The organism is Streptomyces sp. NPDC079167 (assembly GCF_040686735.1).
Classification (GTDB): Bacteria; Actinomycetota; Actinomycetes; order Streptomycetales; family Streptomycetaceae; genus Streptomyces.
The window spans coordinates 213,501-238,131 of record NZ_JBFBLO010000003.1 but is presented as its reverse complement, the minus strand read 5'-3'; the positions used below and the strand labels follow the sequence as shown (position 1 = coordinate 238,131).

Below are 24,631 nucleotides of genomic sequence, written 5' to 3'. Positions count from 1 at the left end.
GCGACTTGACCCCGAGCAGCAACGAGTGTCGGTGCCGTACGTCAGACTGGACCCCGGCGGCCTCCCCAGCCCTTGGGCAGGGAGACCCCCGACCAGACGACGAAGGCCAGCAGGGCGAGCGAGCAACAGCAGGAGGCGGTTCCGGTGAAGATCCGGGTGGAGCGCGATGTACTCGCGGAGGCGGTGGCCTGGGTGGCCCGTAGCCTCCCGGCCCGTCCGCCGGCGCCCGTTCTCGCGGGCCTTCTGCTGAAGGCCGAGGACGGAGCTCTCAGCTTCTCGAGCTTCGACTACGAGGTCTCCGCCAAGGTCTCGGTGGACGCCGAGGTCGAGGAGGACGGCACGGTGCTCGTCTCCGGCCGTCTTCTCGCCGACATCTGCCGCGCCCTGCCGAACAGGCCGGTGGAGATCTCCACCGACGGTGTGCGCGCCACGGTGGTCTGCGGCTCCTCGCGGTTCACACTCCACACACTGCCTGTGGAGGAGTACCCGGCACTGCCGCAGATGCCGACCGCCACGGGCACCGTCCCCGGCGAGGTCTTCGCCTCCGCGGCGGCCCAGGTCGCCATCGCGGCCGGGCGGGACGACACCCTGCCCGTCCTGACCGGCGTGCGGATCGAGATCGAGGGCGAGACCGTCACGCTCGCGTCGACCGACCGCTACCGCTTCGCGGTCCGCGAGTTCCTGTGGAAGCCGGAGAACCCCGACGCCTCCGCGGTGGCCCTGGTGCCCGCCAAGACGCTGCTGGACACCGCCAAGGCACTGACCAGCGGTGACACGGTGACGCTGGCGCTGTCCGGCTCGGGCGCGGGCGAAGGTCTCATCGGTTTCGAGGGCGCCGGCCGCCGTACGACCACGCGACTGCTGGAGGGTGACCTCCCGAAGTACCGGACGCTCTTCCCCACCGAGTTCAACTCGGTCGCGGTCATCGAGACCGCCCCGTTCGTCGAGGCCGTGAAGCGTGTGGCGCTCGTCGCCGAGCGCAACACCCCGGTGCGCCTCAGCTTCGAGCAGGGCGTGCTCATCCTGGAGGCCGGTTCCAGCGACGACGCACAGGCTGTGGAGCGCGTCGACGCCGTGCTCGAGGGCGACGACATCTCGATCGCCTTCAACCCGACCTTCCTGCTGGACGGGCTCAGCGCGATCGACTCCCCGGTCGCGCAGCTCTCCTTCACGACGTCGACCAAGCCCGCCCTGCTCAGCGGCCGGCCGGCCGTCGACGCCGAGGCCGACGACGCGTACAAGTACCTGATCATGCCGGTCCGCCTCTCCGGCTGATCCGGCGGTCGTCCCTGTCATGGCAGTTTCCGGCGGGCAGGCTCAGCGCAGAGCGGGCCCTCCGTGCTGCACCCCGCCGTGCTGTCCCGGCCGGGCGTAGGCTCGGTCCTGGGTACGAATCGGCACAACGCTTAAGGAATCTCTGATGGAGCTCGGTCTCGTCGGCCTCGGCAAGATGGGCGGCAACATGCGCGAGCGCATCCGCCGCGCAGGGCACACGGTCATCGGTTACGACCGCAACCCGGACGTCGCCGATGTCCACAGCCTCGAAGAGCTTGTGGGCAAGCTCAAGGGCCCGCGCGTCGTGTGGGTGATGGTCCCGGCCGGTGCCGCGACCCAGTCGACCATCGACGAGCTGGCCGATCTGCTCTCCCCGGGCGACGTCGTCGTGGACGGCGGGAACTCGCGCTGGACCGACGACGAGAAGCACGCCGTCGAGCTGGGGCTCAAGGACATCGGCTTCGTCGACTGCGGCGTCTCCGGTGGTGTCTGGGGCCTGGAGAACGGCTACGCCCTGATGTACGGCGGTACCGAGGAGAACGTCGCGAAGGTCCAGCCCGTCTTCGACGCGCTCAAGCCCGAAGGTGACTTCGGTTCGGTCCACGCGGGCAAGGTCGGTGCCGGCCACTTCGCGAAGATGGTCCACAACGGCATCGAGTACGCCATGATGCAGGCCTACGCCGAGGGCTGGGAGCTCCTGGAGAAGGTCGACTCCGTCACCGACGTGCGCGAGGTCTTCCGCTCCTGGCAGGAGGGGACGGTCATCCGTTCCTGGCTGCTCGACCTGGCGGTCAACGCACTGGACGACGACGAGCACCTCGACCAGCTCCGTGGTTTCGCGGCGGACTCCGGCGAGGGCCGGTGGACGGTCGAGGCCGCCATCGACCACGCGGTCCCGCTGCCCGCGATCACCGCGTCCCTGTTCGCGCGCTTCGCCTCGCGTCAGGACGACTCGCCCCAGATGAAGATGATCGCCGCGCTGCGCAACCAGTTCGGCGGCCACGCGGTCGAGAACAAGAAGTAACCAGCGGCACAGCAGCACACAGCAGAGCACGCAGTCGGAAGGGTCGGCGACCATGCACGTCACGCATCTTTCGCTGGCCGACTTCCGCTCGTACGCCCGGGTCGAGGTGCCTCTCGACCCGGGCGTCACCGCGTTCGTGGGGGCCAACGGACAGGGCAAGACCAATCTGGTGGAGGCGGTCGGCTATCTGGCGACGCTCGGCAGCCACCGGGTGTCCTCCGATGCCCCCCTCGTGCGCATGGGTGCGGAGCGCGCCGTCGTACGGGCCGCGGTCACCCAGGGGGAGCGCTCGCAGCTGATCGAGCTCGAGCTCAATCCCGGCCGCGCCAACCGGGCCCGTATCAACAGGTCGTCGCAGGTCAGGCCGCGGGACGTGCTGGGCATAGTGCGCACGGTGCTCTTCGCCCCGGAGGACCTGGCCCTGGTGAAGGGCGACCCGGGTGAGCGCAGGCGCTTCCTGGACGAGCTGATCACGGCGCGCTCCCCCCGCATGGCCGGGGTCCGCTCCGACTACGAGCGGGTGCTGAAGCAGCGCAACACCCTGCTGAAGTCCGCGGCCATGGCCCGCAGGCACGGCGGCCGGTCGATGGATCTGTCCACGCTGGACGTGTGGGACCAGCACCTGGGCCGGGTGGCCGCGGAGCTGCTGGCGCAGCGGCTGGACCTGATCGCGACCCTGCAGCCGCTGGCGGACAAGGCGTACGCGGACGTGGCCCCCGGTGGCGGCCCCGTCGCCCTGGAGTACCGCAGCTCGGTCGGTGCCGACGTGGAGCCCGCGCGCACCCGTGAGGAGCTGTACGAGCAGGTGATGGCGGCCCTGGCCGAGGCGCGCAAGCAGGAGATCGAGCGCGGGGTGACCCTGGTCGGCCCGCACCGCGACGACCTGGTGCTCGGCCTTCGCGGCATGCCGGCGAAGGGGTACGCGAGCCACGGCGAGTCCTGGTCGTACGCCCTGGCCCTGCGGCTGGCCTCGTACGATCTGCTCCGCACCGAGGGCAACGAGCCGGTGCTGGTGCTCGACGACGTGTTCGCCGAGCTGGACGCGCGCCGTCGCGAGCGGCTGGCCGAGCTGGTGGCCCCCGGTGAGCAGGTGCTGGTGACGGCGGCAGTGGACGACGACGTCCCGGGTGTGCTGGCGGGCGCCCGGTACGCCGTGTCCGCCGGTGCGGTGGAGCGGCTGTGAGCGGCCCGGACGAGCGGGGCGGGCCGCCTCCGGGACAGGCGGAGCCGGCCGTAGCGGGTCCGGGTCCGGTGAAGCCGCCGGAGGTGTCCGGCGTGGATCTGGCGCGGGTGGCCCTGCGCGCCGCCAAGGAACAGGCCCGTGCCCGGGGCGCCGCGGCGCAGCAGAAGAACCAGGCGAGGCGGGGCGGCGGCCTGCGGTCGGGCGCCCGGTCCGACGGCCGTGACCCGCTGCCGCTGGGGTCGGCGATCAACCGGCTGATCACCGAGCGGGGCTGGGAGACACCAGCTGCCGTCGGCGGTGTGATGGGCCGCTGGCCGCAGATCGTCGGTGACGATCTGGCCAACCACTGCGTCCCCGTGCGGTACGACGAGGATCCGGCCGAGCGGGTGCTGACCGTGCAGTGCGACTCGACGGCGTGGGCGACGCAGCTCCGGCTGCTGGCCCCGCAGCTCGTGGCCCGGCTGAACACGGACCTGGGCCACGGCACCGTGCGGATGATCAAGGTGCTCGGTCCGGGTGGTCCACCGCGCAGATTCGGCCCTCTGCGGACTCCCGGGAGCAAGGGGCCCGGCGACACCTACGGCTGAGCAGGCCTTTTCCTCATCCGGAGCCTTCGGACGCCGGCCCGCGCCGAGGGAGACCCTGGTTGCGCTTCACCCACGTATGTCCCGCTTCTTCGACAGCCCCGCGTTTCCGGTCTGTACGACTATGTAGGGATTTGCTCACTGTGAGGGAAGTGGGGCGTCCCTCACCGTAGTGAGAGGTTGACAGCCCGAAGCGCGCAAAGCCCTCGTGAGCCCCCCGAGGCCCCTTCCCGAATATGGGGAGTCGTCAGCCGCTCATTCAGGGCGGCACATGCGTACTCAGGCACCGGCAAACCCCCATTCATGTCGGCGCTACCGGTAGACTGGTGGACAATCCCGCTTCCTCGCGGGAGTCGTCGATACAAGCCGAACGACGCAGCCGCTCCCGCCAGCCGGAGAACGGCCTGTGCTGTGCCAGAAAGGGCGCTTCGTGGCCGATTCCGGCAACCCCAACGAGAACATCCCGTCCACAGCCGGTGAGCACGGCGAGGTCACCGCCTCGTACGACGCCAGCGCGATCACCGTGCTCGAGGGCCTGGACGCGGTCCGCAAGCGACCCGGTATGTACATCGGGTCCACCGGTGAGCGCGGTCTCCACCACCTCGTGCAAGAGGTTGTCGACAACTCGGTCGACGAGGCCATGGCCGGGCACGCGGACACCATCGACGTCACGATCCTCGCCGACGGCGGGGTGCGCGTGATCGACAACGGCCGCGGCATCCCGGTCGGCATCGTGCCGTCCGAGGGCAAGCCGGCTGTCGAGGTCGTCCTCACCGTGCTGCACGCCGGCGGCAAGTTCGGCGGCGGCGGTTACGCCGTCTCCGGCGGTCTGCACGGCGTCGGTGTCTCCGTCGTCAACGCCCTGTCCACACGGGTGGCCGTGGAGGTCAAGACGGACGGCTACCGCTGGACCCAGGACTACAAGCTCGGTGTCCCGACCGCCCCGCTGGCCCGGAACGAGGCCACCGAGGAGACGGGGACGACCGTCACCTTCTGGGCCGACGGAGACGTCTTCGAGACCACCGACTACTCCTTCGAGACCCTCTCGCGCCGCTTCCAGGAGATGGCGTTCCTCAACAAGGGACTCACCCTCAAGCTCACCGACGAGCGGGCGGCGGCGAAGGCCACGGCGGGCGCGGACAGCGCCGAGGTGGTCGACGTCCCCGACGAGGAGTCGACCCGCACGGTCACGTATCACTACGAGAACGGCATCGTCGACTTCGTCAAGTACCTCAACTCCCGCAAGGGCGAGCTCATTCACCAGTCGGTGATCGACATCGAGGCCGAGGACAAGGAGCGTCTCCTCTCGGTCGAGATCGCCATGCAGTGGAACACGCAGTACACCGAGGGCGTCTACTCCTTCGCCAACGCGATCCACACGCATGAGGGCGGCACGCACGAGGAGGGTTTCCGCGCGGCGCTGACCTCGCTGGTCAACCGCTACGCGCGGGACAAGAAGCTGCTGCGCGAGAAGGACGACAACCTCACCGGTGAGGACGTCCGTGAGGGCCTGACGGCGATCATCTCGGTCAAGCTGGGCGAGCCGCAGTTCGAGGGCCAGACGAAGACCAAGCTGGGCAACACCGAGGCGAAGACCTTCGTCCAGAAGGTCGTCCACGAGCAGCTGACGGACTGGTTCGACCGGAACCCCAACGAGGCCGCCGACATCATCCGCAAGGGCATCGCGGCTTCCACGGCCCGTGTCGCCGCCCGCAAGGCGCGTGACCTGACGCGGCGCAAGGGGCTCCTGGAGAGCGCCTCGCTGCCCGGCAAGCTGAGCGACTGCCAGTCCAACGACCCGACGAAGTGCGAGATCTTCATCGTCGAGGGTGACTCCGCCGGTGGTTCGGCGAAGTCCGGCCGTAACCCGATGTACCAGGCCATCCTGCCGATCCGAGGCAAGATCCTGAACGTCGAGAAGGCCAGGATCGACAAGATCCTGCAGAACACCGAGGTCCAGGCGCTGATCTCCGCCTTCGGCACCGGGGTCCACGAGGACTTCGACATCGAGAAGCTCCGCTATCACAAGATCATCCTGATGGCGGACGCCGACGTCGACGGCCAGCACATCAACACCCTGCTGCTGACCTTCCTGTTCCGCTTCATGCGGCCGCTGGTCGAGTCCGGGCACGTGTACCTCTCGCGCCCGCCGCTGTACAAGATCAAGTGGGGCCGTGACGACTTCGAGTACGCGTACTCGGACCGTGAGCGCGACGCCCTGGTGGCGCTCGGCAAGCAGAACGGCAAGCGGATCAAGGAAGACTCGATCCAGCGCTTCAAGGGTCTCGGTGAGATGAACGCCGAGGAGCTGCGCGTCACCACGATGGACGTCGACCACCGTGTGCTCGGCCAGGTCACGCTGGACGACGCGGCGCAGGCGGACGACCTGTTCTCGGTGCTGATGGGCGAGGACGTCGAGGCGCGGCGCTCGTTCATCCAGCGCAACGCCAAGGACGTCCGCTTCCTCGACATCTGAGTCGGCCGTACAAGCAAGCCGCAGCCGCAGCGCGAAAGGACTTTGACCAGCAATGGCCGACGAGAACACCCCTGTGATGCCCGAAGAGGAGCCCGCCGTCCCGGGTGTGGGCATGCGTGTCGAGCCCGTGGGGCTCGAGACGGAGATGCAGCGCTCCTACCTCGACTACGCGATGTCCGTCATCGTGTCGCGTGCCCTGCCCGACGTGAGGGACGGCCTGAAGCCCGTCCACCGCCGGGTGCTGTACGCGATGTACGACGGCGGCTACCGGCCCGAGAAGGGCTTCTACAAGTGCGCCCGTGTCGTCGGTGACGTCATGGGTACGTACCACCCGCACGGCGACTCCTCGATCTACGACGCGCTCGTGCGACTGGCGCAGCACTGGTCGATGCGCATGCCGCTGGTGGACTCCAACGGCAACTTCGGTTCTCCGGGCAACGACCCGGCCGCCGCCATGCGGTACACCGAGTGCAAGATGATGCCGCTGTCCATGGAGATGGTCCGGGACATCGACGAGGAGACCGTCGACTTCCAGGACAACTACGACGGCCGCAACCAGGAGCCGACGGTTCTGCCGGCGCGTTTCCCGAACCTCCTGGTGAACGGTTCCGCGGGCATCGCGGTCGGTATGGCGACCAACATCCCGCCGCACAACCTGCGTGAGGTCGCCGCCGGCGCCCAGTGGTACCTGGAGCACCCGGAGGCCTCGCACGAGGAGCTCCTGGACGCCCTCATCGAGCGGATCAAGGGCCCGGACTTCCCGACCGGCGCGCTGGTCGTGGGCCGTAAGGGCATCGAGGAGGCGTACCGCACGGGCCGTGGCTCGATCACCATGCGGGCGGTCGTCGCAGTCGAGGAGATCCAGAACAGGCAGTGCCTGGTCGTCACGGAGCTCCCGTACCAGACCAACCCCGACAACCTCGCTCAGAAGATCGCCGACCTGGTGAAGGACGGCAAGGTCGGCGGCATCGCGGACGTCCGGGACGAGACGTCCTCGCGTACGGGCCAGCGCCTGGTCGTCGTGCTGAAGCGTGACGCGGTCGCCAAGGTCGTGCTGAACAACCTCTACAAGCACACCGACCTCCAGTCGAACTTCGGCGCGAACATGCTGGCGCTCGTCGACGGGGTGCCGCGCACCCTGTCGATCGACGCGTTCATCCGCCACTGGGTGACGCACCAGATCGAGGTCATCGTCCGGCGTACGAAGTTCCGGCTGCGCAAGGCCGAGGAGCGGGCGCACATCCTGCGCGGCCTGCTCAAGGCGCTGGACGCGATCGACGAGGTCATCGCGCTCATCCGGCGCAGCAACACGGTGGAGATCGCGCGCGAGGGCCTGATGGGCCTGCTGGAGATCGACGAGCTCCAGGCGAACGCGATCCTGGAGATGCAGCTGCGCCGTCTGGCCGCGCTGGAGCACCAGAAGATCACCGCCGAGCACGACGAGCTCCAGGCGAAGATCAACGAGTACAACGAGATCCTGGCCTCGCCCGCGAAGCAGCGTCAGATCGTCAGCGAGGAGCTGGCGGCGATCGTCGACAAGTTCGGCGACGACCGGCGCTCCAAGCTGGTCCCCTTCGACGGTGACATGTCCATCGAGGACCTGATCGCCGAGGAAGACATCGTCGTCACCATCTCGCGCGGCGGCTACGTCAAGCGCACCAAGACGGACGACTACCGCTCGCAGAAGCGCGGCGGCAAGGGCGTGCGGGGCACGAAGCTCAGGGAAGACGACATCGTCGACCACTTCTTCGTGTCGACGACCCATCACTGGCTGCTGTTCTTCACGAACAAGGGCCGGGTCTACCGGGCGAAGGCGTACGAACTGCCGGATGCCGGCCGGGACGCGCGCGGCCAGCACGTCGCGAACCTGCTGGCGTTCCAGCCGGACGAGCAGATCGCCCAGATCCTGGCGATCCGTGACTACGAGGCCGCGCCCTACCTGATCCTGGCCACCAAGGGTGGTCTGGTGAAGAAGACCGCGCTGAAGGACTACGACTCCCCGCGGTCCGGCGGCGTCATCGCGATCAACCTGCGGGAGACCCAGGACGGCGGCGACGACGAACTCATCGGCGCCGAGCTGGTGTCGGCCGAGGACGACCTGCTGCTCATCAGCAGGAAGGCCCAGTCGATCAGGTTCACCGCGACGGACGACGCGCTGCGCCCGATGGGCCGCGCCACCTCGGGCGTGAAGGGCATGAGCTTCCGCGAGGGCGACGAACTGCTCTCGATGAATGTCGTCCGGCCCGGTACGTTCGTGTTCACCGCCACCGACGGCGGGTACGCGAAGCGGACCGCGGTCGACGAATACCGCGTCCAGGGTCGTGGCGGTCTGGGCATCAAGGCCGCCAAGATCGTCGAGGACCGCGGATCGCTCGTCGGCGCGCTGGTGGTGGAGGAAGCGGACGAGATTCTCGCCATCACGCTCGGCGGTGGTGTGATTCGTACGCGAGTCAATGAAGTCAGGGAGACGGGCCGTGACACCATGGGCGTCCAACTGATCAATCTGGGCAAGCGTGATGCCGTCGTCGGCATCGCGCGTAACGCCGAGGCCGGTCGTGAGGCCGAAGAGGTCGACGGGACCGATGAGGCCGAAGGCGCCACGGTCGAGGCGGATGCCGCGAGCGTGGACGAGGGCACAGCCGAGGGCACGGCGCCTTCGGCAGGGGAGCACGAGGAGTAGAGCGTGAGTGGAGCCACGGGCGCCGGGTCGGCCGCTTCCGGAGCAGGCGCACACGGCGCCCGTGGCCCTGCCACGGACTCCCAAGGGGGCACTGTGACGGACACTCGGGGACCTCAGCCGCAGTACGAGGGTTACGCGACCGGGCCGCTGCCCGGCGAGCGGGAGCCCGCGGCGGGACAGACGGGTCCCTACCACCCGCCGCAGGCGTACCCGTCCCCTGCGGGCGGTACGCAGGGCGGCGGGACTCAGGGCGGTGTACAGGGCGTGGGCGGAGCGCAGGCGACCCGGCTGCCCCGGACCGGGGCGCGGACGACTCCGCGTACCCGTAAGGCGCGACTGCGGGTGGCGAAGGCCGATCCGTGGTCGGTGATGAAGGTCAGTTTCCTGCTCTCCATCGCGCTCGGCATCTGCACGGTGGTCGCGGCCGCCGTGCTGTGGATGGTGATGGACGCCATGGGCGTCTTCGAGACCGTGGGCGGCACGATCAGCGAGGCCACCGGCTCGAACGAGAGCAACGGCTTCGATCTGCAGTCGTTCCTCTCGCTGCCGCGCGTCCTCATCTTCACGTCGGTCATCGCCGTGATCGACGTGGTGCTGGCCACCGCGCTGGCGACGCTGGGCGCGTTCATCTACAACCTGTCGGCCGGCTTCGTCGGTGGTGTGGAGCTCACTCTCGCCGAGGACGAGTAGGGCACCGGGTATCGATTTTGGGACTGGCCCCGACGTGCGCTAATCTTCAGAAGTCAGCGCAACAGCGCGGCGGGGCTATAGCTCAGTTGGTTAGAGCGCATCCCTGATAAGGATGAGGCCACAGGTTCAAATCCTGTTAGCCCCACCAGCACGAAGGCCCCTCACCGGAAACGGTGGGGGGCCTTCGGCGTTTCCGGCTGACATCAGCTGATCCATGATCTTTCAGAGGCTCGGTGAGCATCGTCACGGCTTCCCGCTCACCCTCGCCCAAGCCGATGTCCCGGAGAGGCGGAGAGGGGGGTGGATGCCACGGCCTTAGGCTCACAGTCCCGAGGCGGACCCGGGGACCTTTGTGCCCACCCCCCTTGGCCGCGGACCTCATGGGTTCTCCGACCGGCCTATGACGAGCAAGCTACCAAGTGGCTCTGACAGTGAGCCTGCGACCAGGTGGTGTCATCGGCGGCTGGCACCGCCGGCTCCGAGCGGTTCACGTACGCAGGCACGGAAAAGGCCCCCGCCGGTGTGGAACCGGACCAGGGGCCTGGGTGGCGTTAGCGGCGCCGTCAGGGTGGCAGCGGGGCCGAGTCCCCGGCAGGTGCGGCGCTGTGGGCGGAGCGGGTGCTGTTCGTCGCGTCGGTGGCGTCCGTGGTGTCGGCCGACAGCTGCCGGGTGGCGGGCGAGGAGCCGTGCGCCTCGGCGCGGATGCGCTGCTTCATCGTGGGTGGCAGCGCCCTGTCACGCGGAAGGGTCCATCGCACCGACGGCGTGGTCGCGGTTGCCGGGTTCGCACCCGTGTGCTCGTGGCTCGTGACCGTCGGCTCCGCGGCCGCGGCCTGGGCGGTGGCGAGGCCCAGCGACGCGAGAAGTGCGAAGAATGCGGTGATGAAGGCGGTCCAGATGCTCTTGACCCTGAAGGTGCTCATGGCCCCTCGCTTTCAGGTGGTCCGGTTTGCTTACCTTTCCGATGATGTGGATCCGGGCCCTGGAAACCGGTACCGACGCCCCCGGTGCGCCGATCTTCCGATGAACACCACTCTTATGGTTCAACCGGCTCGGAAAACCCGCTCCGGGGTCCAGAAGGGGCTCGACAGGGGTCCGGATCAGGCGGCGACCGGGTACCGGGGAGGTCACCGATCGGTATCGGTCGGTGTGTATAGTCGGGCGGCAGAAGTCCCTTACGTCAAGGAAAGACGAGGTCGCGCGGTGAAGAAGCTTCTCCTGGTCGCACTGGCTGCCATCGGCGGGCTCCTCGTGTACCGCCAGATCCAGGCGGATCGCGCCGAGCAGGATCTGTGGACGGAGGCGACCGACTCCGTGCCCGCAGGTTCAGGTGTGTGAGACGGAACAGTCTGCTAAAAGCCCCGGCCGCCGAGCGGCCGGGGCTTTCTGCTGCCCGGGGCCCGCTGTGGCGGGACCGTGACGGCCGCGCCCTTGACCCTTGAGTTCTCCTAAGCAAATTATTAGGTTGCAGGAGTGAAGTGGCGTTGGCCGAAGGGGGCCGGTGCTGCGACAAGGCGGGCAATGACGGCAGTACGGCAGGGGCCGCAGACAGCGGTGGTACGGGCGGGGCAGGATGGTCCGGCATCGCGGCCGCCGCCGGAGCGGGCACCGCGTCGCACCGGCCGCCGGGTTCCTGCTCGTACGCGGACGGTGCAGGGCAGCTACGCAGATGACGAGGGGGAGCGCGTGAACAGGCAGCGCGACAGGGGCCGGGTGACGCTCGCGACGTTCGCGGCGGTGTGCGCGGTGGCGGCGCTGCCGGGGCAGGCGCACGCGGCCGACAGCCCCGCGGCGTACGCCTTCGACCCGGCGGCGGAGGCGGTCCGGGGTGCGGAGTCCAACGCCGACGCGGCGGAGCTGAAGCCGGGGTCGGTCCACAGGAGCTCCATCGGGCAGGGGCAGAAGCTCTACTACCGTCTGGAGCTCGACGACAGGACGGATGCCTACGTCTCCGCCGTCGCGGTCCCGAAGGGCGGCGGAAAGGTCGCCTACGGGGACGGCATCACGATCAGCATGAGGGATCTCGACGACAACCGGTGCAGTTCCGAGGACGCGGCCTTCGAGTCGGCGGAGTTCCCCCGCCCCATCGCGGCCTACGCCCACCGGATCGTGGAGAAGGACAGCACCACGTGCGCGGCGGGTGGCACGTACAACGTCCTGATCGAGCGGGAGAGCAAGGCGACGTCGTCCCCCGAAGCCTGGGACCTGGAGCTGCGCTTCGAGAACGAACCGGCGCTCAGGGACGCGAAGTCGATGCCGACCGAGGCGCCGGAGAACTGGCCCTCCGCCTCGCCGACGCCGCCCACCGGCAAGCAGAAGCGCTCCGGGGGCAGCGGTTTCCACGACGCCACCGGCCTGGACACCGGTGAATGGGCCGACACCATCGCGCCGGGACAGACCCGCTTCTACCGGGTTCCTGTGGACTGGGGGCAGCAGCTCTTCGCCACGGCCGCGCTGAGCAACAGCGGCAAGTCGACGGAGTACCTCGGCAACGCCCTGGCGCTGGCCCTGGACAACCCGGCGCGCGGCCATGTGGACGACGCGACGCTGTCGTACTCCGGGACGCCCAACTCCGTGGCCCTGGACCCGCTTCCGCCGGTGGCGTACGAGAACCGCTACGACTCGGCGGCCGACGTCAGCGCGATGCGCTTCGCGGGCTGGTACTACCTGTCGGTGACGCTGTCGCCCGAGGTCGCCGAGCACTACGGTGACGGGCCCCTCGGGCTGACGCTGAAGGTGAAGGTCGTCAACGACAGCGAGCCGTCGCCCTACCAGGGGGACGCCGGGATCTTCGGGGTCACGGACGACGACCGGGACATGGCCAGGAGCGGCCGGAGTGCGGCCGAGGCCGGGGAGAGCGGCACGATGAAGATGGTCGCCGCGGCGGGCATCGGCGCGGGTTCGGTGCTCGTGCTGGGGGTCGGGGCGTGGACCCTGCTGGCCAGGCGCCGGGCGCTACCGGCCGCTGTGCCGCCGGGCGCGGGCGGGCAGCCGCCGTTCGGCGGCCCGCCGCAGGCCTGGTAGGCGGCGCGGACGTCCGGAAGGGCGCTCAGGCCTGGGTGAGCGCCCAGATCCCCACCGCGAAGCAGATCAGCGCCACCACCAGCACCGGGACCGCCACCTTCGGGGACGGTCCCGGCCGCTTCGCGGGGGCCGGGACCGGGGCGGCCGGTGCGACGTGCTGGGGAGCCTGCGGGTGCTGAGCGGTGTACGGGCGCGTGGGCGTGGTCCCGTACGGCACGGCGGCCGTGGCGGCCCGGGCGGGATCCGGGGCCGCGTCGGAGGCGTAGGGGGACGCCGCGTGGGCGGGCGGCGGGGCGGACGACGGCGTCTGCGGCTGCGCCGGGTGCGGAACCGGAGCGGGCCGCTGCGGGGGCGGCGCGAGGTGGAAGCTGCCCGTCTCCGACATCGACGGGGGCGGGGCGTACGGCTGCTGCCCCGGCGTGCCCTGCGCAGGGGCGTAGGACTGCTGGCCCTGGTTTTCCGGCGCGTACGGCTGCTGCGACGGCTGAGGTGCGGGCGATGGCGCCCCGGCGGCCCGTACGGGCGACTGCGGCCCGCCGCCGGGCGTCCCGGGCCCGGTGGCGGGTCCTTCGGGGCCGAATCCCGCCGGCAGCGGGCCGATCTGGTCGAACACCTCGACCCGTTCGTCGTCCGGACCGGGATCCGGCAGCATCTCGACCGCCGCCGTCAGCGCCTTGCGCGCCCCGGTGGCCGTACGGAAGCGGGCGTGCGGGTCCGGCTGCAGCAGGCCGGCGAGAACCTGCCACAAGGGCTCCGGAACGCCCTGGGGGGCGCCAGGGGTGCCGTGGGCCACGAAGTACTCGATCAGCGCCTTGGAGTCCGGCTTCCGGCCCTCCAGCAGATAGAGGGCGACGAGCCCGACGGCGAAGAGGTCTGCCGGGAAGTCGGGCTCCGCTCCCATCATCTGCTCGGGAGCGAAGTAACCCGGCGTGCCCACCACGTAGTTGGTCTCCGTCAGCCGCGGCTCGCCCTTCCGCATCGAGATGCCGAAGTCGGAGAGCCGCAGGTGCGGACGGCCCGTACCGGTGGCCTCCATAAGGATGTTGGCCGGTTTGATGTCGCGGTGCACGACCCCCTCGGCGTGCACCGTGGACAGCCCGGACAGCAGCTGGTCGAGCAGGAGACAGACGAACCGCGGGGGCAACGGCCCGTAGTCACCGATGACATGGGCCAGCGAACCGCCGCTGACCAGATCCATCGTGAACAGGACCTTGTCGTCGTCGGCGGCCCAGCTGGCCGGGGCGAGCACATGCGGATGCTCGATCCTCAGCGCCTGCTCACGGACGAAGCGCAGCAGCGTGTGCGCGTCGCTCTGCTGCAGGACCTTGGCCGCCACGTACCGGCGGCGGCGGTGGTCCCACGCGCGCCAGACGGCGCCGACCCCACCACGTCCGATCGGATCGACCAGCTCGTACCGACCAGCGAAGACCTCACCCATTGCGCTGCGCCCGCTCCCGTTCCCGTTTCGGTTCGTGCCCCGGCTGCCGGGACACTGCCACGGCCGGCCGCCCCGGGGAGCGGCCCCGGGCGCTAGCTCTGGTGGCCCTCGTAGTGCGCCACCGCGTCCGCGGTGCGCCCCGCTCCGTACACCCTGAGGAACTCTGCCAGCTCGGGGTGGGCCGGGGCGAGGGAGTCCGCGGCATCGATGATGTCGCCGGCCGCGGCGACCGACCGCAGCAGCGACTGGATCTCACGGACCACACGCCGCACGGTGGGTGCACCACCCGTGGTGGAGGTCTGGCCGGTGCTGGTCAGGACCGAACCGCCCTGCGACTTCTTGATCTCTTCCATCCGGTCGGTGGCCTCTCCCGCGCTCACACTGCCGTCCGCCACCTGGCTCGCCAGTTCCTGAAGCGCCTGGACCCGCTGGACGACCGCGGGATTGCCGATCTTGGCCCGCTGTCCGCTCATCAGCTGGGAGAGCATGGGGGCGGACAGCCCGAGCACCGCCGCGAGGCGTGCCTGGTTGAGGCCGAGGTCGTCGATCAGCCTGCGGAAGAGCGCCCCCAACGGCTCTCCGTACCAGCTGCGCTGGAGCTCCCGGGCTCTAGCCGTCGCCTCTTGCTGCGCTGCGTCCATTGCGTCTCCCCTTCGCTGCGGCTTCGCTGCTGCGAACCTCGTCGTGCATCTTACGGAGAGCTGTTGCGGGCCGGGAGCCCCAATCCTTTTGCAGGATTCGGGGGGTCACCCGGTACTCTGTTCTGCGACGGACGCCGCGGCGTGGTTTTGTTCGTGATGTCCGGCTTTTCGGGGCCTTAGCTCAGTTGGTAGAGCGCTGCCTTTGCAAGGCAGATGTCAGGAGTTCGAATCTCCTAGGCTCCACAGACGAACGCCCCTGACCCGCTTCACAGCAGGTCAGGGGCGCTTTTGCTTCTTACGGGGAGGGGCGCCGGAAGACCGTGAGGTCCTCCGGCGCCCCTCTCTCACACGCGGTGCTCCGCGTGCTCAGCGGCGGTCGTCGCGGTCGCCTTCCGCGGTGTCCGATCCGGCCTCGTCCTGCTTGGCGCGGACCTCCGGGTCGAGCACGGTCGAGCCGCTGCCGTCGACCGAGGTCAGAGGGGCGCGGTCGTCGCCCACCTCGGTGGGAGCGGGCGGCTCGACCAGCCAGTCCGGGTTGGCCTGCTTGTCCCACCACTTCCAGGCGGCGAAGGCCCCGCCGGCCAGGACGCCCAGCACGAGGAATCCCTTGAACGTCCGGCCCGCCCTGGCCCGCCGCTCGTGCTTCCTGACGAGCTTCTGGATCTCCTTGGCCGTCACCTGGCCACGGAGAGCGGCCAGTGCGGCGGCGCTGCGGGCGGTGGCCTCCTCGGCCATGGGGCGGCTCGCGGCCACCGCGTACTCGACGCGCGGCACGGTGTAGTCCGCGGCCGTGCGGGCGGCGTTGCGCGTCCGCACCGCGGCCTTCTGTGCGGCCTCGTCGACCTTGGGGGGTACATGGGTGAGCGCCTGTTCGATACGCGGTGCGAGGTGTGCGCCGTACTGGACGCGGGCCTGCGCGGCTGCCTTCGACACCTTGGGCGCGATCCGCGCACGAGCCTCGTGCGCGTAGTGCGTGGCCTGTTCCTTGGCCGTGTCGGCGTAAGGCGCCACCACTTCCGCGGCGTGCTGCGCGCTGTCCTTCGCCGAGTAGGTTGCGGCGCGCACGCTGTCGATGCGGGTCACGGGATCCTCCTCATTGGTGGCGGGTAGGTACTCCGCCTATCCACCCAATTCGAAATCATGCCCGCTGACGCCTTGGGCGCCATGCGGGACGGGCATCCGGGTCATGAACGTCATTCTCTGGCAATACGGTGCAAGGGGAGCGTGACGCCGACGATGCCACGGTTCGTGTCCGCGCGCTCCGTGTCGTCGGGCACTTGGCCGCATTTATCCCGCAGGAAGTGTGGGAAAGGTGCAGGAAAGCGAGCAACAAGGTGAGTGCCGCCCTTCCCGGTGCTGTGACCGCGCTGTGGACCGGGTTCCCCGTGCAAGGATCGGTGGTCATCAGCGGAGACTTACGGAAGGCAGACCGTGGCCGAGCAGCTCTACGCCACTTTGAAGACCAGTCGGGGCGACATCGAGATCCGGCTGCTGCCGAACCACGCGCCCAGGACGGTCAGGAACTTCGTCGAGCTCGCCCAGGGCGAGCGTGAGTGGACCGACCCGGAGACCGGCCGGAAGTCCACCGACAAGCTGTACGACGGCACTGTCTTCCACCGTGTCATCAGCGGTTTCATGATCCAGGGCGGCGACCCGCTGGGCAACGGCACGGGCGGCCCCGGATACGAGTTCGGCGACGAGTTCCACCCGGACCTCGCGTTCGACAAGCCGTATCTCCTGGCGATGGCCAACGCCGGACCGGGTACCAACGGGTCGCAGTTCTTCGTGACCGTGTCGCCCACCGCCTGGCTGACCGGGAAGCACACGATCTTCGGCGAGGTAGCCGGAGAGGCGGGCAGGAAGGTCGTGGACGCCATCGCGGCGTCTCCGACCAATCCGCGCACCGACCGTCCGCTCCAGGACGTGGTGATCGAGTCGGTCGCCATCGAGACCCGGTGAGCCGGGGGACGGCCGGTCTCCCGGGCCGCTGACCCGAACGGCCGCCGCCCTTGCGGGAACCAACCGCCCTGCTCGTCCGTACTGTTACATAACGGGCGAGCGGGGCGGTCGCATGTGTGCCCCCCGCACGGACGAGGACCGAAGGGGCCGTGACCGATGGACCAGCAGCCGCCGGAAGACCAGGACAGGTCCGCGGCCGCGGACGGTCCCCCCACGTGTTACCGGCATCCGGGCAGGGAGACGGGAATCCGCTGCACGCGGTGCGAGAGGCCGATCTGTACGGACTGCATGATCGAGGCGTCGGTCGGCTTCCACTGCCCGGAGTGCGTCCGTCAGGGTTCCGGCACGGGCCACCACCCCGCGGCGAACCGGCCGCGGACCCTGGCCGGCGGAAGCGTGGCCGCCGACCCCAGGCTGGTCACCAAGATCCTTCTCGTCGTCAACCTCGCCGTCTTCATCGCGGTCTCGGTCGGCGGCCGCTCACTGCTCGACGACCTGCTGCTGTTCGGCCGTGCTTACGCGGGCGATCCGTCGGCCGGCGTCGAAGGCGTGGCGGAGGGGCAGTGGTACCGGCTGGTGACGTCGATGTTCCTGCACCAGGAGGTGTGGCACATCGCGTTCAACATGCTGGGGCTGTGGTGGCTCGGCGGCCCCCTGGAGGCCGCGCTGGGCCGTGCCCGGTACCTCGCGCTCTACCTGCTGTCGGGACTGGCGGGCAGCGCTCTCACCTATGCGATCGCGGATCCCGGTCAGGGGTCGCTCGGCGCCTCGGGGGCGGTCTTCGGGCTGCTGGGTGCCACGGCCGTGCTGATGCGCCGGATGAACTACGACATGCGGCCGGTGATCGCGCTCCTCGTGGTGAACCTGATCTTCACCTTCAACCCGTGGGGCGGGATCGCCTGGCAGGCGCACGTCGGTGGGCTGGTCGCCGGGGCGCTGATCGCGATCGCCATGGTCCACGCGCCCCGGGAGCGCCGGAATCTCGTGCAGTACGGCGCCTGCGGGCTGGTCCTCGTGGCGGTCGTGGTGACCGTCCTCGTCCGGACGGCTGTGCTCACCTGAGCGGAATCCGTTGCTCCAGCGGTGCGGTTGTCCACAGAGCGTGCCGGATCTTGTGCATGACGTGGGGAACAGGTGTGCCCCTTGTCGCTGGACCGGGTTTTACCAGTCAGGACAAGGGGCGTACCCTCGCGCGACGCGTAAGTGTGTAGTCACACCGGCGTCAACTTCGGGGGAAGTTATCCACAGATCGTCTGACCTTTTCCCCCACCTGTGGATAACTCTGTGGGTAACTTCAGGGCAGACTTACTTCTCCTGCGTGGAAGCAGCTACTTCCACTGCGTGGAGACTCCGAAGCCACCGGCGATGAAGCCGAAGCCCACCACGATGTTCCAGTTGCCGAGGGCGTCGATCGGCAGGTCGCCCTCGGTGACGTAGAAGACCACGATCCAGGCCAGACCGATCAGGAAGAGCGCCAGCATCACCGGCGCGACCCAACTGCGATTGGTCAGCTTTATGCTCGTCGACTGCTTGGCCGGCGGAGGCGTGAAATCTGCCTTCTTGCGGATACGTGACTTCGGCACGAGGGACTCTCCTGTCGATGCGCTGCGTGACCGCGCAGGGATCTGTGGCTGGCGCCGGGGCGCGAGGGGGAATGCTGCCTCCCCGGGGCGTCCGTTAGCGTAGTGCTTCCGTGGCGCCTAAGGAGATAAGGGTACGTTGAGCAATTCTGCCGACTCTCCTCGAGGCCCGGCCGGGCGCATGTCCCGATGGCCGGTCCAAGGCCTCACCGCTGCCGTTTTCGCGCTGGCCGGGCTGATCTTCGTCACCAGTGCCAATACGGCCAAGGGGACCGATATCCGGACCGACTCCTCTTTGCTGAAGCTCTCCGACCTCATTCAGCAGCGCAGCGAGAACAACGCGGAGCTGGACGAATCGACCGCTTCCGTGCGCGCGGACATCGACACGCTCGCCCGGCGCGACGATGGGAGCACCCGCGCCGAGGACGCCGAGCTCGACGCGCTGGAGAAGGCCGCGGGCACCACGAAGGTCACCGGCGAGGCGCTCTCCGTCACGCTGAACGACGCTCCGGCCGACGCCACCGCCAACCCCGGGTACCCCGAGCCGCAGCCCAACGACCTGGTGATCCATCAGCAGGACCTGCAGGCCGTCGTCAACGCCCTCTGGGATGGCGGCGCACGCGGGATCCGGGTGATGGACCAGCGGCTGATCTCCACCAGCGCGGTGCGCTGCGTCGGCAACACCTTGATCCTGCAGGGCCGGGTCTACTCGCCTCCCTACAAGGTCACCGCCGTCGGCGACACCGGGAAGCTGCGGCAGGCGCTCGACGACTCCACCGCCATCCAGAACTACCAGCTGTACGTGAAGGCGTACGGGCTGGGATGGAAGGTCGAGGAGGACGACAAGCTGACGCTTCCCGGCTATTCGGGCACCGTCGACCTCCACTACGCGCAGCCGGTGGAGTAGCCCGCGGGGGTCCCGCGCTCCACTGTGACGTACGTCCGCACGAGCGGCTTTCCACAGCTGACCCACGCCTGTGCCCCGGCCGTTTAGTCTGGTGCCGTACCGAATGGAGGCAACAGCATGTACGGCTGGATCTGGCGGCACCTGCCGGGCAACGCATGGGTGCGGGGCTTCATCTCGCTCGTGCTCGTCCTGGCCGTTGTCTACGCGCTCTTCCAGTACGTCTTCCCCTGGGCGGAGCCCCTGCTCCCGTTCGGTGATGTGACGGTGGACGGCGAAGGAACCAGCGGAGCGGGGTCCGGCCAGTGAGCGCACGCATTCTCGTCGTCGACAACTACGACAGCTTCGTCTTCAACATCGTCCAGTACCTCTACCAGCTCGGTGCCGAGTGCGAAGTGGTGCGCAACGACGAGGTGACCACGGCGCACGCCGAGGACGGCTTCGACGGGGTCCTGCTGTCGCCCGGCCCGGGAACACCTGAGCAGGCGGGGGTCTGCATCGAGATGGTCCACCACTGCGCGCGGAGCGGGGTGCCGGTCTTCGGCGTCTGCCTGGGCATGCAGTCGATGGCCGTCGCGTACGGCGGTGTGGTGGACCGCGCGCCGGAGCTGCTGCACGGCAAGACCTCCCCCGTGCTGCACGAGGGCAAGGGCGTGTTCGCCGGTCTGCCGTCCCCGTTCACGGCGACGCGTTACCACTCGCTCGCCGCCGAGCCGGCGACGGTCCCGTCCGTGCTGGAAGTCACCGCTCGCACCGCCGACGGCATCATCATGGGACTGCGCCACCGCGAACAGGCGGTGGAGGGAGTGCAGTTCCACCCCGAGTCGGTGCTCACGGAGCACGGTCACCTGATGCTCGCCAACTGGCTGGAGCGGTGTGGTGACGAGGGCGCGGTCGCGAGATCGGCGGGGCTCGCCCCGGTGGTGGGCAAGGCCGCCGCGTGACCTCACTCCGCCCCTCCGCCGGGCAGGAAGGCCCGTACTCGCAGGGTGCGTACGAGCCCGACGGCACGTTCGAAGCGGCGGTGGAGCAGCTCGCGGACCCGCTGAACGATCCGCTGCCGGGGCAGCGCCCCACGGATCCGCCGGCGGGGCAGCACACCTCGCCCTGGTTCCGGGCGGAGGGCCCACAGGACGGCGGGCCGCGGCAGACGCCCCGGACGGGGCCCCAGGCGCCCGCGGAGACCCCGGGCGAGTGGTACGACCCGGAGGGATACCGGAGGGACTGGTACGGGCACCAGGGGCCGGAAACAGCCCCTGCGGCACCGACCGTCCAGGGCACAGCGGTGATACCCGGTCAGGGGACGCCTCCCCCGGTCCCGGCAGCAGCTGACCCGGGCCCGGCGGAGGCTTTCGCCGGCGTCCGTCCGGGCCCGCGGATGCCCGTCGACGACGTCGGTCCGGCCCTGCCCGACGAGACCATGGCGCTGCGGGCCGCCGATACGCGGAGAGCGTCGGAGCCGGACGGATCCGACACCTCCGAGCCCGCTCCCGAACCGCTGCCGACAGGCGGCCGGGCCGAGCGCCGCCGGGCGGCCAAGGGGCACGGACGACGACGGGGCGAACCCCGGCGTGCGGCGGTGCCCGAGGCGGCGGAGCCCGCGGTCCCGATGTCACGGCTGGAGGCCCGTCGCGCGGCCCGCGCCGCGAAGGACAGCCCCGCCGTCGTCGCCAGCAGGGTCGTCGGCGAAGTGTTCATCACCTTCGGCGTGCTGATGCTTCTGTTCGTCACGTACCAGCTGTGGTGGACCAACGTCCGTGCCGACCAGATCGCCGGCCGGGAGACGAACAAGATCCAGGACGACTGGGCCAACGGCGAGCGCAGCCCGGGGGTTTTCGAGCCCGGCCAGGGGTTCGCCATCATGCACATCCCCAAGCTGGACGTGGTCTCCCCGATCGCGGAGGGCATCGACAAGGAGAAGGTCCTCGACCGCGGCATGATCGGTCACTACGCCGAGGGCAAGCTGAAGACCGCGATGCCTTCGGACGAGCAGGGGAACTTCGCGGTGGCCGGTCACCGCAACACCCACGGCGAGCCCTTCCGCTACATCAACAAGCTGAAGCAGGGCGACGCGATCGTGGTGGAGACGCAGGACGCCTACTACACGTACGAGATGACCAGCATCCTTCCGCAGACGTCGCCGTCCAATGTGGCCGTGATCGACGAAGTGCCCCAGGGCTCCGGCTTCACCGGCCCGGGCAGGTACATCACGCTGACGACGTGCACCCCGGAGTTCACGAGTACGTACCGAATGATCGTGTGGGGCAAAATGGTCGAGGAACGGCCGCGCAGCAAGGGGAAGCCCGACGCGCTCGTCGGCTGACGCGAGCTGGACGACATCACGACAGGGACGGGTGCGGTGGCAGCGAGGACCGAGCACGAAGAGCGCACCGATGAGCCGGCGGCCCCGGTCCGCAGCAGGAAACGCCGTCCCGTCGCGACGGCGGTGAGTCTTTTCGGTGAACTGCTGATCACCGCCGGGCTGGTGCTGGGCCTGTTCGTCGTCTACTCGCTGTGGTGGACCAATGTGCTGGCCGACCGTGAGGCGGACAAGCAGGGCAACACCGTCCGTGACCGCTGGGCGGGCGGCCCGGGGGAGCTGGACACCAGGGACGGCATCGGCTTCCTGCACGTCCCCGCCATGAAGAACGGCGAGGTGCTGGTCAAGAAGGGCACCGACACCGAGACGCTCAACAACGGCATCGCCGGCTACTACACGGAGCCCGTGAAGTCGGCGCTCCCCTCGGACGCGCAGGGCAACTTCTCGCTCGCCGCGCACCGGGACGGGCACGGCGCCAAGTTCCACAACATCGACAAGGTGAAGAAGGGTGACGCGGTCGTCTTCGAGACCAAGGACACCTGGTACGTCTACAAGGTCTTCGCGGAGCTGCCGCAGACGTCGAAGTTCAACGTCGACGCGATCGCCCCGGTGCCCAAGGAGTCGGGCGTGAAGAAGGCCGGCCGCTACATCACGCTGACCACGTGCACCCCGGTCTACACCTCGAAGTACCGCTACATCGTCTGGGGTGAGCTGGTGCGGACCGAGAAGGTGGACAGGGACCGCACGAAGCCGGTGGAGCTGCGGTAGTCACGGACGAACGCACAGGGCCCCGGTCACCGTTGAGGTGACCGGGGCCCTGTGCGTGTGGTGTACGGCGCTACGCGGGTCAGTCGCGCGAGCCGGACCGGCCGCCGATGATGTCGCCGCCGATGGTGGTGAGAGTGACCGTCTGCCCCTTGGGGACCTGGGAGTTGGGTCCGGGGTTGGCCTGCATCACCATGGCGTTCGGCTTGTCGGACGAGTTGGGCGCGAGTGCGACCACGAGGCCCATTCCTTCGAGCGTGGCCTTCGCCTGCTGGAACCGCTGCCCGAGGAGGTCACCCGGGATGGTGACCTGCTCGGGCTGCTCGGGCTGAGCAGGGCCCTTGGAGACCTTCAGGACGATCTGGACGTCCTTGGCCTGCTCGCTCGGACCCGTGGGGGTCTGCTCGATGACCGTCCCGGCGGCCTCCTCCGAGTCGACCTCCTGCTTCGACACATTCCCGAAGCCGAGGCCGTTCAGCTGTGCCACGGCCGCGTCGTACGAGCGGGTGCGCACGTCGGGCATCGGGACCGTGGCCTCCTTGGCCACGGTGATCGTGACCTCGGTGTCCTTCTCGACCTTCGAACCGCCCTCGGGGTCCTGGGAGATGACCGAGTTCAGGGTCTTCTCGGACTCGGCGGTCTCGACGTTCACCGTGAAGCCCTTGTCCTCCAGCGCCTTGCGGGCACTGTCCTCGGACTTCTCCAGGACGTCCGGGACCTCGACCTTGGGGGCGCCGGTGGAGACGACGACCGTCACGGTCTCGCCCGTCTCCATCTTCTCGCTCGGGGACGGGACCTGGCTGCAGATCTTGCCCTTCTCCTGGTTCGCGCAGGGCTCCTTGGAACCGACCGCCAGTTTGACCTCGGCGTTCTCCGCGCGTCCCTGGGCCTGTTCCATCGTGGAACCGACCAGGTTCGGCACGTCGACCTTGCCGCCGCCGCTGTCGGTGGAGCTGAAGACGTAACGGCCGATGAGGATCGCACCGATGAGTACCAGGATGCCGGCGACGACCAGGAGGATCGTCGAGGTGTTGCTCTTCTTCTGGCGCCGGCGGTCCGGGCGGTCGTCGTAGCCGTAACCGCCGTCGTCCGGATTGACCGGGGGCAGCATGGACGTCTGGGCGCCACCCTGGTCCGCGGCCCGCAGGGCGGTGGTGGGCTGGTCGTTGTTGTAGCCGTCGTACCCGCCGTAACCCGCCGCTCCCATGGCCGCCGCGGCCGCGACCGGCTGGCCGTCGAGGCAGGCCTCGATGTCGGCCCGCATCTCGTCGGCCGACTGGTAGCGGTAGTCGGGGTCCTTGGTCAGAGCCTTCAGGACGATGGCGTCCATCTCGGGCGTGATCTCGGGGTCGAAGTTGCTCGGAGGCTGCGGTTCCTCACGGACGTGCTGGTACGCGACCGCGACCGGCGAGTCCCCGACGAACGGCGGCCGGACCGCGAGCAGCTCGTAGAGCAGGCAGCCGGTGGAGTACAGGTCGGAGCGTGCGTCGACCTGCTCGCCCTTGGCCTGCTCCGGGGAGAGGTACTGGGCGGTGCCGATGACCGCGGCGGTCTGGGTCATCGTCATGCCGGAGTCGCCCATGGCACGGGCGATACCGAAGTCCATGACCTTGACCTGGCCGGTGCGCGTCAGCATGACGTTCGCCGGCTTGATGTCACGGTGGACGATCTGGGCGCGGTGCGAGTACTCCAGGGCCTGGAGGATCCCGACCGTCATCTCCAGGGTCCGCTCCGGCAGCAGCTTGCGGCCGGAGTGCAGGAGCTCTCTGAGCGTCGATCCGTCGACGTACTCCATCACGATGTACGGGATGGAGACACCGTCGACGTAGTCCTCGCCGGTGTCGTAGACGGCGACGATCGCGGGGTGGTTGAGCGAGGCGGCCGACTGGGCCTCACGGCGGAACCGTGCCTGGAAGGACGGATCGCGGGCGAGGTCGGCCCGCAGCGTCTTCACAGCGACGGTGCGGCCGAGCCGGGTGTCGTGCGCGAGGTAGACCTCGGCCATGCCACCACGGCCGAGCACCGAGCCCAGCTCGTACCGGCCGCCGAGGCGACGCGGCTCTTCCATAACTGATCCAGCCCTCTCCG

General features: G+C 69.3%; 22 protein-coding genes and 2 tRNA genes. 18 read left to right on the top strand and 6 right to left on the bottom strand.

The features are described 5' to 3' along the window. Positions 1-144 precede the first annotated feature (144 nt). The 8 genes from dnaN to AB0P41_RS08695 all read left to right on the top strand — a co-directional run bounded on the left by dnaN (position 145) and on the right by AB0P41_RS08695 (position 10,060). Complete coding sequence (gene dnaN, locus AB0P41_RS08730) at positions 145-1,275, top strand: DNA polymerase III subunit beta (protein WP_250288631.1); 1,131 nt, start codon at positions 145-147, stop codon at positions 1,273-1,275. Positions 1,276-1,420: 145 nt separating this feature from the next. Then, positions 1,421-2,299, top strand: a complete 879-nt coding sequence (gene gnd, locus AB0P41_RS08725; protein WP_356709077.1) for a phosphogluconate dehydrogenase (NAD(+)-dependent, decarboxylating) — start codon at positions 1,421-1,423, stop codon at positions 2,297-2,299. Positions 2,300-2,351: 52 nt separating this feature from the next. Continuing rightward, positions 2,352-3,482 carry a DNA replication/repair protein RecF gene (gene recF / locus AB0P41_RS08720; RefSeq protein ID WP_356709079.1) on the top strand — a complete coding sequence of 377 codons (1,131 nt, stop codon included), beginning with the start codon at positions 2,352-2,354 and terminating at the stop codon, positions 3,480-3,482. Between the two features lie 68 nt (positions 3,483-3,550). Beyond that, positions 3,551-4,069: a DciA family protein gene (locus AB0P41_RS08715; protein ID WP_356709449.1), complete on the top strand. Its 519-nt coding sequence runs from the start codon at positions 3,551-3,553 to the stop codon at positions 4,067-4,069. A 403-nt stretch (positions 4,070-4,472) separates the two neighbouring features. Continuing rightward, a complete protein-coding gene (gyrB, locus tag AB0P41_RS08710; protein ID WP_104787390.1) occupies positions 4,473-6,542 on the top strand; it encodes a DNA topoisomerase (ATP-hydrolyzing) subunit B in 2,070 nt (689 codons plus the stop codon). 52 nt (positions 6,543-6,594) lie between these two features. Beyond that, positions 6,595-9,222: a DNA gyrase subunit A gene (gene gyrA, locus AB0P41_RS08705; RefSeq protein WP_356709081.1), complete on the top strand. Its 2,628-nt coding sequence runs from the start codon at positions 6,595-6,597 to the stop codon at positions 9,220-9,222. A 93-nt stretch (positions 9,223-9,315) separates the two neighbouring features. Further along, positions 9,316-9,912, top strand: a complete 597-nt coding sequence (locus AB0P41_RS08700; protein WP_356709083.1) for a DUF3566 domain-containing protein — start codon at positions 9,316-9,318, stop codon at positions 9,910-9,912. Positions 9,913-9,983: 71 nt separating this feature from the next. Continuing rightward, a tRNA-Ile gene (locus tag AB0P41_RS08695) sits at positions 9,984-10,060 on the top strand. Positions 10,061-10,475: 415 nt separating this feature from the next. Here AB0P41_RS08695 and AB0P41_RS08690 read toward each other — a convergent pair. Beyond that, entirely contained in the window at positions 10,476-10,835 is a 360-nt protein-coding gene (locus AB0P41_RS08690; protein WP_365930984.1) for a DUF6344 domain-containing protein, read from the bottom strand. Positions 10,836-11,115: 280 nt separating this feature from the next. On the opposite strand from AB0P41_RS08690, the gene AB0P41_RS08685 reads away from it, so the two are divergent. Next, positions 11,116-11,250, top strand: coding sequence for a DLW-39 family protein (locus AB0P41_RS08685; RefSeq protein WP_003958712.1), 135 nt, complete (start codon positions 11,116-11,118; stop codon positions 11,248-11,250). Positions 11,251-11,598: 348 nt separating this feature from the next. Continuing rightward, the gene (locus tag AB0P41_RS08680; protein WP_365930983.1) at positions 11,599-12,936 is read left to right on the top strand and encodes a hypothetical protein; all 1,338 of its coding nucleotides are present in this window, start codon (positions 11,599-11,601) and stop codon (positions 12,934-12,936) included. Positions 12,937-12,961: 25 nt separating this feature from the next. Here the strand turns inward: AB0P41_RS08680 and AB0P41_RS08675 are convergent, their stop codons facing one another. Then, entirely contained in the window at positions 12,962-14,374 is a 1,413-nt protein-coding gene (locus AB0P41_RS08675; RefSeq protein ID WP_365930981.1) for a serine/threonine-protein kinase, read from the bottom strand. A 92-nt stretch (positions 14,375-14,466) separates the two neighbouring features. Beyond that, positions 14,467-15,015 (bottom strand): DNA-binding protein, encoded by a 549-nt coding sequence (locus tag AB0P41_RS08670; RefSeq protein WP_356709091.1) that lies wholly within the window; start codon positions 15,013-15,015, stop codon positions 14,467-14,469. A 170-nt stretch (positions 15,016-15,185) separates the two neighbouring features. Between AB0P41_RS08670 and AB0P41_RS08665 the strand changes: the two genes are divergently transcribed. Beyond that, positions 15,186-15,258, top strand: a tRNA-Ala gene (locus tag AB0P41_RS08665). 123 nt (positions 15,259-15,381) lie between these two features. On the opposite strand, the gene AB0P41_RS08660 is transcribed toward AB0P41_RS08665, so the two are convergent. Continuing rightward, positions 15,382-16,098 carry a DUF5324 family protein gene (locus tag AB0P41_RS08660; RefSeq protein ID WP_365930980.1) on the bottom strand — a complete coding sequence of 239 codons (717 nt, stop codon included), beginning with the start codon at positions 16,096-16,098 and terminating at the stop codon, positions 15,382-15,384. Positions 16,099-16,446: 348 nt separating this feature from the next. Between AB0P41_RS08660 and AB0P41_RS08655 the strand changes: the two genes are divergently transcribed. Both AB0P41_RS08655 and AB0P41_RS08650 read left to right on the top strand, forming a co-directional pair. After that, positions 16,447-16,974 (top strand): peptidylprolyl isomerase, encoded by a 528-nt coding sequence (locus tag AB0P41_RS08655; protein ID WP_356709095.1) that lies wholly within the window; start codon positions 16,447-16,449, stop codon positions 16,972-16,974. A gap of 156 nt (positions 16,975-17,130) precedes the next feature. Further along, positions 17,131-18,036, top strand: a complete 906-nt coding sequence (locus AB0P41_RS08650; RefSeq protein ID WP_365930977.1) for a rhomboid family intramembrane serine protease — start codon at positions 17,131-17,133, stop codon at positions 18,034-18,036. A gap of 266 nt (positions 18,037-18,302) precedes the next feature. Here the strand turns inward: AB0P41_RS08650 and crgA are convergent, their stop codons facing one another. Beyond that, entirely contained in the window at positions 18,303-18,557 is a 255-nt protein-coding gene (gene crgA, locus AB0P41_RS08645; protein WP_031090433.1) for a cell division protein CrgA, read from the bottom strand. Between the two features lie 178 nt (positions 18,558-18,735). On the opposite strand from crgA, the gene AB0P41_RS08640 reads away from it, so the two are divergent. From AB0P41_RS08640 to AB0P41_RS08620, 5 genes are all read left to right on the top strand, one after another. Further along, on the top strand, positions 18,736-19,461 hold the full coding sequence (locus AB0P41_RS08640) for a DUF881 domain-containing protein (RefSeq protein ID WP_365930975.1): 726 nt from the start codon (positions 18,736-18,738) through the stop codon (positions 19,459-19,461). Positions 19,462-19,578: 117 nt separating this feature from the next. Then, the gene (locus AB0P41_RS08635; protein WP_099173291.1) at positions 19,579-19,767 is read left to right on the top strand and encodes a hypothetical protein; all 189 of its coding nucleotides are present in this window, start codon (positions 19,579-19,581) and stop codon (positions 19,765-19,767) included. Next, complete coding sequence (locus tag AB0P41_RS08630; RefSeq protein WP_356709103.1) at positions 19,764-20,402, top strand: aminodeoxychorismate/anthranilate synthase component II; 639 nt, start codon at positions 19,764-19,766, stop codon at positions 20,400-20,402. The genes AB0P41_RS08635 and AB0P41_RS08630 overlap by 4 nt, the downstream gene beginning before the upstream one ends. Then, on the top strand, positions 20,399-21,781 hold the full coding sequence (locus AB0P41_RS08625) for a class E sortase (protein ID WP_365930974.1): 1,383 nt from the start codon (positions 20,399-20,401) through the stop codon (positions 21,779-21,781). Before AB0P41_RS08630 ends, AB0P41_RS08625 begins: the two co-directional genes overlap by 4 nt. A gap of 36 nt (positions 21,782-21,817) precedes the next feature. Then, a complete protein-coding gene (locus AB0P41_RS08620; RefSeq protein WP_356709107.1) occupies positions 21,818-22,546 on the top strand; it encodes a class E sortase in 729 nt (242 codons plus the stop codon). Between the two features lie 79 nt (positions 22,547-22,625). On the opposite strand, the gene pknB is transcribed toward AB0P41_RS08620, so the two are convergent. Continuing rightward, positions 22,626-24,611 (bottom strand): Stk1 family PASTA domain-containing Ser/Thr kinase, encoded by a 1,986-nt coding sequence (gene pknB / locus AB0P41_RS08615; protein WP_356709109.1) that lies wholly within the window; start codon positions 24,609-24,611, stop codon positions 22,626-22,628. Positions 24,612-24,631 lie beyond the last annotated feature (20 nt).

Bases quoted from the DNA above. Each gene is read 5' to 3' on its own strand.
- AB0P41_RS08675 (WP_365930981.1), bottom strand. From the start codon at position 14,374: ATGGGTGAGGTCTTCGCTGGTCGGTACGAGCTGGTCGATCCGATCGGA.
- AB0P41_RS08690 (WP_365930984.1), bottom strand. From the start codon at position 10,835: ATGAGCACCTTCAGGGTCAAGAGCATCTGGACCGCCTTCATCACCGCA.
- AB0P41_RS08640 (WP_365930975.1), top strand. From the start codon at position 18,736: ATGTCCCGATGGCCGGTCCAAGGCCTCACCGCTGCCGTTTTCGCGCTG.
- AB0P41_RS08670 (WP_356709091.1), bottom strand. From the start codon at position 15,015: ATGGACGCAGCGCAGCAAGAGGCGACGGCTAGAGCCCGGGAGCTCCAG.
- AB0P41_RS08635 (WP_099173291.1), top strand. From the start codon at position 19,579: ATGTACGGCTGGATCTGGCGGCACCTGCCGGGCAACGCATGGGTGCGG.
- AB0P41_RS08650 (WP_365930977.1), top strand. From the start codon at position 17,131: ATGGACCAGCAGCCGCCGGAAGACCAGGACAGGTCCGCGGCCGCGGAC.
- gyrA (WP_356709081.1), top strand. From the start codon at position 6,595: ATGGCCGACGAGAACACCCCTGTGATGCCCGAAGAGGAGCCCGCCGTC.
- pknB (WP_356709109.1), bottom strand. From the start codon at position 24,611: ATGGAAGAGCCGCGTCGCCTCGGCGGCCGGTACGAGCTGGGCTCGGTG.
- gnd (WP_356709077.1), top strand. From the start codon at position 1,421: ATGGAGCTCGGTCTCGTCGGCCTCGGCAAGATGGGCGGCAACATGCGC.
- recF (WP_356709079.1), top strand. From the start codon at position 2,352: ATGCACGTCACGCATCTTTCGCTGGCCGACTTCCGCTCGTACGCCCGG.